The following is a 12,106-nucleotide window of genomic DNA, read 5'->3' as shown; positions in this document are numbered from 1 at the left end:
GCGCGCGAAAAAAAATTTTACTTGACTGGGAAGCGGTGATTTACTTGTTCTGAAAGGTTATCATGGAGTACGTTTCTGCTGTATAATACGGTTCTTCATCCACTTTGTATTCTTTAGCTAACTCTGCTGCTGTTTTATGATCAATGCATTCTATCCCAAGTTTTTTACATAGAAGCACAATCTCACCTGGCTCAAAAAATGTCTTGAAAGGGGATTTTTTATTAGCAAACTCATCTAAAGTTTTTTCTAAGCATTGTTCTTTCGCAGTGGAGTCTAATTGTTTTGCGCCAGTTTGCATCAGAGTATGCATGTAGTCGAAGGTAATGGTTAAATGGCTAAATTTACTTGATAAATCACGTAAAATTCGTATTACTTCTTCTTTTTCGAGATAAAAAGTATTTCCTTCCCATAAAATTAAAGTTGGCTTTGTGAATTCAATATCATTGTTTGCTAACTCAGCGATTAAATCTCCCTTAACATAGTCTAAACCAATATACGTGGCATTTTTATTAATACTTTGTTCGGAATAAAGTTGTTCCTTGCATTTTAAAATTTGCGGATGGTCAATTTCAAAAAATCGTGCACCGAATTGTTGAGTATATTTGATTTTACGAGCGGGTAGGGTATCAAAGCCGCTTCCTAAAATGATGATTTGCGTAACCTCTTTGTTTTTGACTGCATCGGATACGGTACGTCTAAAAAAACGGGTGCGGGTAGCTAACGGCAACCACATTCTTTTATCTAACCGTTGTTCGGCTTCTTCTTTAACTTGCTCGCTCACGAAGTTTTGCATCAGAGAATCTTTAAATAAATCGTTTTCTCTTGTGCCTTGTTTTTGGGTTAATGCCGGCCAATTTTCTTTAGATTTAGCCTCTTTTTTCCAATAATTAGCTAATAGGGAAGTGGTTGCAACATTATTATCTTTTAAGATTTTTTCACGCATAAATGACTTTCTCTTATTTTAATAATTCATCTATAATCGGGCGCACGCCTGAATAATAAGCGGCATGATCGGCGTCTAAATATACAATATTATCGGTAACCTCTCTACTCATCCTTAGCTGATCACTGAGGAGTAAAACCTTATCATTTCGGCAAACTAAAGAACGTTTCGGAATACAATTAAAGTGTGCACCAACATGGACTGGTTCGGTAAACGGATGTAAAGGTTGAGGTTGTAGCCGAACCATTGCTTTTTGGGCATCCTGCGGGCGACAACAGTTAAACATTATATTGACTAAATTCGAGGAATACTGAAGGCGAATTTCTTGTAATGTTTCATCAATGATCAAAAAAGGAGTAAGATTATTTGATTCAGATTCTTGCGCCAATGAAAACAGAGATTTATGGTTTTGCGGAACATAGGCTGCGACAAAAATGAGTTCACGAATAGCATTAGGAATAATCTCAGCAACCGCTGCAATGACTAAACCTGCCATACTGTGGCCAACCAAAGTGACCCGTTCGGGTTGTTGCCGAATCAAACTAACAACACTTTGCACATAGTGATTAAAATATATAGAGCTGCTTAGTTGATTGTTTATACCATGACCCGGCAAATCTGGCATCAATACCTTATGCCCTTTGGAGAAGAGCTCTTTTGCAATAGGCCTCCAACACCAAGAAGCATGCCAGGCACCATGGATAAAGATAAAAGTTTGTGAACGTCGCATAAAACGGGACTTAGTTAATGATGATCAATTTAATGGCCATTTTATGAAAATTGAATTAATAAATAAAAGCTTTATTTCGAATTAATGAAGTAACCTTAGATTTTGAAATTTAAATTCTCTAGCCTAGGCCCAAAACTATTAATAATAAATTAATGTTGAACTGATATAATAAAATGGTAGCGATATCTCCTAGGTTATAAATCAAATTTCTATCGCTACACCCTCCCTATTTTCATACCAACTAAATCCCGCATAATTTTTTTATTCTAATCACCCAAAAAAAGATTTATTTTTTAAAGACCTATGCTATTTTACTTAACCGTTGAGTACTATATTTTCAGAACAGGATATCTACCTCGCTGTACAATTCTGACTTTAAAAATCGATATCGGGAACAATAAATCTCCTAGCAATTTTGCTAAGAAACGTTTTATTTATAATTTGACACATACTATTCGTAAATGAGAAGACCTATGCTCGAACATACAAAAAAAAATCCAATAAGTGAGGAGCCTACTCTTTCGTCAACTAATCCATCCTATCCGTCGCAAACATCCCCAGAACTAGCGGTAACTCAAGGTCAAACCGGTGAAAAGGATCTGCGGAAAACATCGGACGAAGCCCCTCCACTTAATAGCAAGCCGACTCTCGATAGCTCTCTTTCCGAAAATAAGGTACCCTTACCCACAGTAAAAAAAGAACTTAAATTCACAAAGTCTTTAAAAGTAAATGATATGCGCCTATTTCTTAAAGATGAAATGCCCCTTGGAGCGCTTTATACTGATCCAGAAAAAAAACCTTCTGGACCAAAGGTATTAAAAATCAATACGACTTGGGAAAAAAATACAAAGCAAATTCAGCTACTTGCAAACAAACAGCGAAGAATACAACACGATAAATTACTCAAGAAATTATTAATACTCATTGAAACCCTTCTTGAACAACCAATGGTATTCCGCTACCTCGATCATTTAGAAAAATTTTCTGTGAAACCTCCTAATAATCTTACGAGATTTATTAATTTTTTAATCTTTTAGAGGAAATTCGTTTCGCCATTCAGGATGCTACGATAGAAACTAAAACGGCGACTTGGTTTGCAATGAATTTAGACGGGCCCTCATTAAAGGATGATCTATTTTTAGAAGAAATCCGTTACTTTCCCGAGCGGATATCTAGTTTGATAGAAAAATTTTTTACGACTCTTGTAATTGAAGAAAAACTAAATAAGGATGTATTAACAGCAAAATTCAATGAAATTTTTTCAAAGGCTCCTCCCAATAAGGAGCATATTTTTCATAATATTAACCAAAGTGTGCTTGACGCTGCCAAAGAGCTATTTTTGCAGCAAGTCAAAGAGGATTTAATTGCTCTGCGAAATAGCATTGATCACAGTTTTGATTCTTCAACATTTAAGCAAGAAAGATTCCTTTCAATTAATTCTTCTCCAGACAAGTTAACTCCCTGCAATACCTCTGCATCCAAATTACAGGATGAGAAATTTTCAGATCTATTTGGCATGCTAAGAGCGATGGAATTTTCTAACTTGAAAGGAATAGTGATCCATGATTTTAGTGACTTTCAGAATAAATCAAAACTTACTCAGTTATTGTTCTTTATTGAAAAAAATCAACAAACCTTACAGAAAGTAACGATTATTAAGGGAGGTACTAGAGAGGATATCGTCAGTTTTCGTAGCAAATTGGAATCTTTTTCGAACATCACTTTAAATATTGAAGAAAGTCCTGCTTCTCCGCCTCAATCAGAAAAAAAAGGCTTTAAGTTCTTTAAGCGTCCAATTTTCCGACATGATGAAAGCAATGCTCATTCTGTTGGCTCCAAGGTTCAGCCAGTCTAATTACTAGCATAAGGCAAAAATAGGTTGGATCATTTGATCCAACACTCTTGCCAGGGGAATCAAATTGTAACTACATGATCAATCTATCCATTTCTACTTCATTATGTTCCGCTCTTTTTTTAGGAGCATGAAAAATACTGTTTCTCGGTTTAGAAGGATGTGGCATAACTAACTGTGTTTTAGAGTTGTCTAATGTAGTTAAAATTTTTATAGCCTGCGTTTGTGTAAATCTTCGAAACAATTGAGTATTAATAAAGACCATAGCCCTTTTTTCAATCTGAGGATATTCTTTCTTAAATTCGATAGGACCTCGGAGCATTAAAGTGAGAGTTTCTCTTTTATAAGTACTAAAATAAAGATTTTTAATAGTATTTTGACTCTCCTGGATCAGAGCACAGGCATTATTAAATTCCACAATAGCTTTGGGAATTTTATTATTTTCTCTAAGTCTTTTATATTGTTTTTTCGTAGGTACAATACTTTGTTCAGCTAGTATTTTCATAGCATGGGTATAATTGCTTAGTACATTACTTGAGTGTCTTTTAGGTGATGCGTCTCGGGGGTGATTTCTAGGTTGAACTAATAGTTGTCGCAGATGTTTTTCGAGTGTTCTCAAAGTTGGCCGATGTTCTGGCTGGTGGACGAGACATAATTGAATGAGACGATTGAGATCCACGGAGGGTTTTAAAATGGATTGCATCATAGCGCCTAGAGCATAAACATCCATACTTTTTTGGGCAGTTATCGGCTTTTGAGACCAGCACTCGGGTGCAATTTGCGTATATTTCTTTTTATTTAATATCCGCTCCTCGTTCGTTGTTACACAAAAGATATCCGGGTTGAGTGGCATCCCTTTTTTTACAGATATACCTCCATCAAGCAAATAACTTTTTCCCGAGTTTTTGTCAAAATGGATATTATCCGCTTTTAAATCCAGAACAATATAACCTTTATTATGGCAGTCTTTTAATGCTTCAATTGCAGAAAGAAAAAGCTTTATTTGTTGCCTTTCATTAGTCAAGTGCAATTTTTCATAGGGTACACCAACAATATAGGGAAGCACCAATCGATAAGTGTCATCGCGCTCTATTAATGCATTATTTTGTTTCGGGTAGAGCGTCTTAAAAAATGTGTATTTATTATAAGCCTCGATAAAATCAATATCGTCTTTATCCACAGGTTTAAGCACGGCAAGTGAGCGTTGACCATCAGTAGATTGGAATTTTCGTGCTCTGGCGTAAGTTCCAGAACCAATATTTTTTTGGGGATAATATTTCGTTTCTCCGTCACTTTCATAACAAGATTCTTCAGAAGTATCATCATCATGGAATTTATAGTTTTTTGGCATATCCTTGCCCTCTCATCCCTGAATTCTTTAAATCCATTTTGCTTATTTTATATGATAAAGTCCATTATTAAAAATTCACTGATTTAAAAAATTGGGCAATTAAATCAAACAGTTAAACGCCAAAGACGCGCGCCGGACATAAAGAATGGGACTTTATCTGACGCATTTTGAACCATCCAATTGGTTTGTTTTTTTAATAATATTTTGGTGCTGAATTATCGGATTTTTCTGAATTAGATTGCTCCGATTCCTGCAGTTTTTTCGTTTTACTTATACTTTGGATAACAGCAACACTAGAAGCTCTTCCTTTGCCTTTAAAATCACTTCGTTTATGAGAAACGTTCTCTTTTTTGTCTTCTTCTATCTGTTTTGTTTCTCTTGTTGTTTGCGGCGTTTTATCTCTAAACATTAAATGCTTTTCTAAATCACGATGTGAATATTGGCTTGATTTAAGGTTCAACTTCGGAATGGATTTTTTTTCTTGCTTCGGTGTTGTTTGTTCCAATTCTGGATCTACGGCATATGAAGCAGAAGAAGAGGCTAATTCCTGTTCTGGCAACATTTTAATGGAAGCTTTTTTCTTGGCCTTATGTTTCTTCTTCTCTGGGGCACAGGCTCTTGGGACATCTAATGGCGGGGAAGATAGCTCTGAATTTGGATTAGCAGTTGATGAAATAACATGCTTCTTCGTAGCTAGCTTTAGAATTAATAAAGCTTGGGAAAACTCCAGCCGTTTACTTGATTCCTCATGAGTTAAGCCGCGGATAACCTGTCGTACACTCTTGCCTAAGGGAGAGTTAAAGGCGGGATGGTTAAAATCGAGTCGTGTAGCGGGTCCTTGCATACCGAGTTGATCTACATAAGCCGATAAATTGGTAACAGCCAACTGAATGGTCTGTATATCCAATCCCAGGGTGGGTATGTCTTTTTTTAATTCATACTGTTGTTTGCTCATGAAGTTAAATAACGATTTCTTTGAGTTCCCAAAATTACTGGCAACCCGGATCCCTGTTATCACTTCATAAATACTAATTCCCATTTTATATCGGGATTTATAATCAATTTCCGAAATTGAATATTCATTAGTATTATCTAGGTTGGGTGTTACGCTGAGTGATGTGGGTCTGGAACGATAGATAGGGGTTTGAGCCACTTCCATCTTCGGAATAGAGCTTTCTGTGTATACATTCAATAAAGACTTAATATCAGAAAGGACTAAACGTCCATCATCAGCAATAATAAAATTACTCGGTTTAATATCGGTATAACGAAAGCCAGCCCTCTCTATATCTACCATTTGCTGTAACATTTTCATGGAATAATCCAAAGAAGTATCGAAATCCTCTGCATCTTGCTCAAGACTTCCCTTGGCACAATATTCTATTAGCTCAAGGTAATAACTACTTTTGCGATTTTTGAAAGGAAGTAAAAGATATCGTTCGGGAAAGTGCTTAGCAACCTCTGGATTTACTCGCAGGACATCATAGGCTGCGACATATTTTTCTTCAGCGGATAACACGCGAAATATAACACTAATATCTTTATATGTTGCTGAAAAAAGAGAAATCGCTGATCCACCTAGGAATTTGATTGTAACCGGTTTTTTATCAATTGTAATCAGTAAAACTTGCGGATTATCACCAGCATTAATAAGTGCTGCTAATGGAGCTTTTGCCTGGCCATTCTCGGTCACCAGTTTCTTAAAGGCAGTAGTTAGTTTCTCAATAATTTTGTTTCTCATTTCCGCAGTTTTGCTAACCTTCCCCATGAGTAAAACCTATACCAAAAAGGAATAGTATTATCCATTCCAGTGATTTAAAGTCAACGAGTCCGCCTAGATTTTAAACACGCCTGAATCGATATTGATTAGGCTCCTTTTTAAAACAATTTTTCAATCAAGTAGGGAATCACTGGCTTTTTGTGGTCCATCCAACTACTCTAAAAGACACGCAAAATTATTTTATGGATATGGAACTAATACAAAAGGGAGGTAGTATGAAACGTCCAGCAAAAATTGCCTTGGTTTTTACTTCTATTTGTTTTTTTAGCATGCCCACCGCTTATGCCATGCAGTTTAATATTCATGGTACGCAAGCAAAAAAACTATACAATATGCTCACAGGGCCTGGGGTTCAAGAAGAAGGTGCAGCGGGACATTCTTATCGTAAAGGAAAAAGCATCCTTTGCCGTTATACCAATGCTGATATGAGTAAGAATGGAAAAGAAGTTCCTAAGAAGTCCCCATCTCGTTACGCGTGTTCCATTTATTTTAACCACAATGGATTAGCTACTCCGGGACAAAATCCAAAATAAACTCCTAGAAAATCTAAGTTGGGTCATTTGACCCAGCAGACGTGTTGGTTTGTCCTATAATTAAACATCATTTAAAATTACGAGATTTTTATGGAAAAAAATCCATTTAATATAGGTACTTCAGGATGGAGCTATTCAGGATGGTTGGGTAATTTCTATCCTGAAAAGATCAAACCTCATCTAATACTTCCTTATTATGCTGAGCTGTTGAATAGTGTGGAGCTTAATAACAGTTTTTATCAAATTCCTAAAGAAAAAAATATAAGGAACTGGGTAGAGATAACACCACCCGATTTTACTTTTTCATGTAAAGCAAATCGATATATCACCCATTTTCAAAAGTTAAAAGACAGCACTGAAAGTTTAGATAAATTACTTAAAGCCTTTAGTAATTTTGAAGAAAAGTTAGGACCTATACTATTTCAATTTCCTCCTTGGTGGAAAATAGAAATTCCTACTTTGAAGACATTTATACAGCACCTTCCTAAAAATTATTTTTACACCTTTGAATTCAGACATAAGAGCTGGTTTTGCGAAGAACTGTATGAGCTGTTAGATAAAAACCAAATGTCACTGTGTTTTTATGATCATAAAATGTATCGTTCACCGGAAATAATCACTAGTTCCTTTATCTATATCCGCATGCATGGACCTAATATAGAGGCATATAAAGGAGCTTATGAAGAAACTACTTTAGCGGAATATGTGGAGAAATTTGTTAATTGGCATAAAGAGGGGAAAAGAATTTATTGCTATTTTGACAATGATGAAAAAGCCAATGCGCCTAAAGATGCACAACGCATTAATCAATTATTGAAAAATAAAACTGCTTTAATAAGGGCGAATTAGCTTAGTCAGGAATTAACGGTTCCCATCCAAAAACACTCCTGCCACCATACATAGGAGAGACCTTTTTTTCATGAGCCATTATTTCTTCTACAGAGGGACCAGAAATAATATGTTGTTCTAATTCGCGTGCTTGATTATCAAGTCGTTTAATGGCATCCAATTTATCGCTTTGACCTAAATTTGCTTTTTGTATTGCAGTTTTCAACACCCGAATGGTTTCGTCATAGACTTTAACTGGAACAGGGAAGGGGTGACGATCTTTTCCACCATGAGCTAAAGAAAAGCGGGCAGGATCGGAAAATCTGTAGGGAGCCCCGTGAATGACTTCAGCTACAAAGGCCAAAGCGAGAATAGTTCTTGCCCCAACGCCAGGTGTTAAAAGAAGCTCGGTAAAATCTTCTGGGCCTCGATTGATGGCTGCAGCAATATTGGCATGTAAACGGGTAATGGAAATATTTTCGGCTCGAACATCATGATGTGCAGGTAAGTCGAGATGGGGTAAAGGAAGTTGTGCTGTTGAGTCATTTACTGACTTTAGGTCATTCTTTTTTTGCTTGGATATCTCTGCAAGAATACGCTCAGGAGAACACGTTTTCAAAAGCTCAATTTGCTTAAATCGTGATAATTGAGCCCGTTGATCGGTAAGATTGATTATATTACCTTGATGAAATCCTTCTATGGCAGTATGAGGTGCCTCAATAAAACTAGTCAATCCTTCAGATAACCAGTGATATCGTCGCGCTTGTTTATTAAGCGTATTCATGCCTTGTTGAATAATTGTCCACTTGCCATCATCAGTAACGATGAAACCATGCAAGTATAGATCGAATCCATCCTGGACCGCCGCACTATCCACTTTAGCTACCAGACGGCTGCATTGCGCTAACTGCTGTCCGTCAAAACCGACTTTGCTTCCAATACTAAGAAGCTCCTGCGGAGTTTGTCGTGAATATTTGCCTCTGCCACCACAAACATGAACCCCAAGTTCTTGCGCGAGTGGGGTTAAACCACGCTTCAGGGCACCAATAACACTCGTGGTAATCCCCGAAGAATGCCAATCCATGCCCATAACTGCTCCAAAGGATTGGAACCAAAAGGGGTTTGATAAACGGCGAAGAATTTCATCTCGGCCGTAATGATGAATGATAGCTTGACATATGATCGCACCTAATTTTGCCATACGCTCCGCAAGCCAAGTAGGCACACGACCATAATGCAAAGGTAAATTGGCGCTGCCCGTTTTCTGAGCCATAGAGTCATTTTTAATGAATTGGAAGTTAATAAAATTATAGCAAATTGCTGTATCAAGAAGCATTAAAATAAATAAGCTAGGTCATCTAACTTGTTTTGTCATTCCCCCGCGGGCGAAGAATCAATTTCACAGACACGTAAGAATTAATTTGAGGGATCGATTCCCGCCTACGCGGGAATGACACTATACAGGCATGAGCTTATGTGTGAAATTGTGATAAGAAGTGTGAAGCGAAAGGTTTGATGGAAAAGATTAAACCTCATATTGCGCCGAACGCCATCCTGCTTGGTGGTCAAGCTTGCTGTGTTATAAGAATTAAGTCTAGATGAACTTTCGGAATGGGATGGGGCTAGAAACTCAACTACTGGAGCTAATCATGTTTAGAGTCACTCGTCAAACGAAACTCCTGAATGCATGCCTTAAAATCCCCTACATTAATTTCCTTAGCCAACATAGGTGCATCACCTTTGTTTCGATAACTGGTATAATCTATTTGAGGTATCGACTTCGATATATACCAATAATCCGGATTGATATTCTGACTACAAGGACCCTTAGAGGTTAGAGTTGCTCGTTTCGTCAAGATGCAACGGTTGGGTGTTTCAATAAATGATAAATCTTGTTTAATTGTATCCCCTTTGTAACCATAAGTAATTATTAGTGTTACAGTAGAGTAGCCTTGCCCAAGCTCACCGATAGGGCTCTCTATGTCAATTGACCGATTGGGTTTATTTAATAAGTCAGCTTGCATCAGAATAAATTTATCGCAGTGTGTCATTCCATAGTTATGAAACTGCTTTAGTAATTGCTCATTATCACTTAGTGCAACAACCTTAAACGATTGTAAGCTCAAAACAAGAAAGAGGGCGTAAAATTTTTTGTTCATTAAAAAGTTCATCTCATTAAATCGGGAATCATTGAAAACGTTAAATTTGAATCTCTAGAAAGGACCATAATGATGTTTACATTACATGATTTTTTGTTATTTTTCTAAAACTTTCGGAGTATTACATTGTAAATTTTTTTAAAAAATTGCTCAAAGGTCCTTCGGCTTCCTCGTATTTTTTTGACCAGACCTCAAGTACACTGGATATTTGAGTTTGTTCTGCTTTTGAATCTTCATCAAATTTTTGCATTTCGCGCTCTATATCACCTTGCGGATCAGAGCTTTCGAGTGCAGCTCTTTTGAGGGCTTTCAATTTATCTTCTCTCTCAAAAGGTTGATAAAAACCTAAATTACCATATCTGAATTCCTTGGCTAATCCATTATTTAGTTGTTCATAATCTCTTAACATTTCTTCCTGGTGTTCTATCAGATATTCAAATCGGAGAATTCCTTTTTTAATTTCTTTTATCCTCTGCTCTTTACTATAAAGGTCGATTCGATTTGGATTATATAAAATTGTCCATTTTATGCCATTTGATATCAATAATAAGTTAATCAATAAATAATTCGTCCGAAGATTTACATCATAATATAAGTGTAGAATCTCTAATTCATGGGTTAGTTTATCAATGGCTTTTATTTTATCATCCACTGTAATGGCTTCTTTAATTTCTTTATTATATGTATTAACCGCATCTAAAGCATATTCATAAGCTAACTTAGGCTCTGGAGTTAGTATATAAACAGGTACCCCTTTTTTGATTTTTTGATAAATGTTTTGAGCGAGCGCTTCTATTTCATCATCCTTAAAATTTTTAATGTTCGTACTGGTGGCTGAAGAAGTTTCACCAGCACATGCGAGTGCATTTTTCCTCGCATCTCTAATTACATCAATTAACTCTTTTTTATTTGAAAATTCCAATTTAGAAGGACTGCCAAGCATAAATCCCTCTGCGTTGTCGTCATTTCTAATTCGGAATAATAATTCTGTAATTCCTTCTATCGTTGCTGTATCTTTGAAAATTGGAAATCCGTTGTAAATAGTGCGGTATTCTGTAAGAGATTCTCCTTCCGCTTCCATTTGTGACAAACCTTGACTCAGTTGAAGATGCAATCTGTTTATTATCTCAAGTGTTATATGGGTTTTAATTTTTGGATCAAATTTATATAGTTCGAGAATTGTGGTAGTGGTTTCAAACAAATTTTTAACACAATTTCGCTCCCTAAACTCATAATCTATCCAATTTTCCTTGCCATGGTGAAATAATTCGAAGTCAACAAATAATAAATATCGTAATTTAGGAGGGATTGCAGAAATATCTTTTATAATAGAGTGGGTTTTAAATCGTTCTTCCCCAACATCGTCCTTATACGATATATATTCCTCTTCTTCTTGTTCGTGTTTTAGTGGATCGAGTTCTGCTCGAGTTATGATTATTCCACTCGTATGAGTGATGGATTCTAGCCCCTTTATAAATTGTTCTTGGTTTAATTCTTCTCCCATGGTTGTTCCATCTATTTTAACCTTTGCAATCCCAGTATGATATAATTTATGGGGATGACCATGTCGCTGTAAGTCAATTCCTGTTTTTTTATATAATTTTTTCGATGCGTGTGCGGCTTTTTTGAAGTCTGGGTAAGTTTTTACAGGAGTTTCTGAAATGGATTGATGTTCTGTAAAAGTTATATGGGCAATACTTTCTAAGGTTTCTCCTGCTCTTAACAACCTAGGAAAATCATTTACAAGAACATAAACATACTTGTGTTTAAGAGTGCTCTTCTCTTCCATATATATTCCTCTAAACCAAAATACCTTTTAATATTAATAATAATAGATTATTTTTTGATCGGTTTGGTCGTTAATTGTTGATTATGCAAGTAACAGTTTTGAAGATGTGAAAACGATTAACTCATCACAGGCGCAAGGTGA

11 protein-coding genes are annotated in these 12,106 nt (G+C 36.2%); 4 read left to right on the top strand and 7 right to left on the bottom strand.

The window, feature by feature from the left end:
* Positions 1 to 40: 40 nt before the first annotated feature.
* On the bottom strand, positions 41 to 943 hold the full coding sequence (locus tag ACWTE2_RS29220) for a class I SAM-dependent methyltransferase (protein WP_454785500.1): 903 nt from the start codon (positions 941 to 943) through the stop codon (positions 41 to 43).
* A gap of 13 nt (positions 944 to 956) precedes the next feature.
* Positions 957 to 1,673, bottom strand: coding sequence for an alpha/beta fold hydrolase (locus ACWTE2_RS29215; RefSeq protein WP_454785499.1), 717 nt, complete (start codon positions 1,671 to 1,673; stop codon positions 957 to 959).
* A gap of 473 nt (positions 1,674 to 2,146) precedes the next feature.
* Here ACWTE2_RS29215 and ACWTE2_RS29210 point away from each other — a divergent pair, with 473 nt between their 5' ends.
* Together ACWTE2_RS29210 and ACWTE2_RS29205 are read left to right on the top strand one after the other, a co-directional pair.
* Entirely contained in the window at positions 2,147 to 2,710 is a 564-nt protein-coding gene (locus ACWTE2_RS29210; RefSeq protein ID WP_454785498.1) for a hypothetical protein, read from the top strand.
* A 140-nt stretch (positions 2,711 to 2,850) separates the two neighbouring features.
* A complete protein-coding gene (locus ACWTE2_RS29205) occupies positions 2,851 to 3,528 on the top strand; it encodes a hypothetical protein (protein ID WP_454785497.1) in 678 nt (225 codons plus the stop codon).
* A 70-nt stretch (positions 3,529 to 3,598) separates the two neighbouring features.
* On the opposite strand, the gene ACWTE2_RS29200 is transcribed toward ACWTE2_RS29205, so the two are convergent.
* Both ACWTE2_RS29200 and ACWTE2_RS29195 read right to left on the bottom strand, forming a co-directional pair.
* Positions 3,599 to 4,876, bottom strand: a complete 1,278-nt coding sequence (locus ACWTE2_RS29200) for a protein kinase domain-containing protein (protein ID WP_454785496.1) — start codon at positions 4,874 to 4,876, stop codon at positions 3,599 to 3,601.
* A gap of 193 nt (positions 4,877 to 5,069) precedes the next feature.
* Positions 5,070 to 6,644: a protein kinase family protein gene (locus tag ACWTE2_RS29195; RefSeq protein ID WP_454785495.1), complete on the bottom strand. Its 1,575-nt coding sequence runs from the start codon at positions 6,642 to 6,644 to the stop codon at positions 5,070 to 5,072.
* 227 nt (positions 6,645 to 6,871) lie between these two features.
* Here ACWTE2_RS29195 and ACWTE2_RS29190 point away from each other — a divergent pair, with 227 nt between their 5' ends.
* Positions 6,872 to 7,189, top strand: coding sequence for a hypothetical protein (locus tag ACWTE2_RS29190; protein ID WP_454785494.1), 318 nt, complete (start codon positions 6,872 to 6,874; stop codon positions 7,187 to 7,189).
* A 90-nt stretch (positions 7,190 to 7,279) separates the two neighbouring features.
* Positions 7,280 to 8,038, top strand: a complete 759-nt coding sequence (locus ACWTE2_RS29185) for a DUF72 domain-containing protein (protein WP_454785493.1) — start codon at positions 7,280 to 7,282, stop codon at positions 8,036 to 8,038.
* A gap of 1 nt (position 8,039) precedes the next feature.
* Here the strand turns inward: ACWTE2_RS29185 and ACWTE2_RS29180 are convergent, their stop codons facing one another.
* From ACWTE2_RS29180 to ACWTE2_RS29170, 3 genes are all read right to left on the bottom strand, one after another.
* Positions 8,040 to 9,290, bottom strand: coding sequence for a DUF763 domain-containing protein (locus ACWTE2_RS29180; RefSeq protein WP_454785492.1), 1,251 nt, complete (start codon positions 9,288 to 9,290; stop codon positions 8,040 to 8,042).
* Between the two features lie 370 nt (positions 9,291 to 9,660).
* Positions 9,661 to 10,176 (bottom strand): hypothetical protein, encoded by a 516-nt coding sequence (locus ACWTE2_RS29175; RefSeq protein ID WP_182392597.1) that lies wholly within the window; start codon positions 10,174 to 10,176, stop codon positions 9,661 to 9,663.
* 121 nt (positions 10,177 to 10,297) lie between these two features.
* Complete coding sequence (locus ACWTE2_RS29170; RefSeq protein ID WP_454785491.1) at positions 10,298 to 11,965, bottom strand: hypothetical protein; 1,668 nt, start codon at positions 11,963 to 11,965, stop codon at positions 10,298 to 10,300.
* Between the last annotated feature and the right edge of the window lie 141 nt (positions 11,966 to 12,106).

This window comes from Legionella nigrisilvae (genome assembly GCF_977063395.2).
The sequence above is the reverse complement of the archived record's forward strand: the minus strand, read 5'-3'. Positions and strand labels throughout refer to the sequence as shown.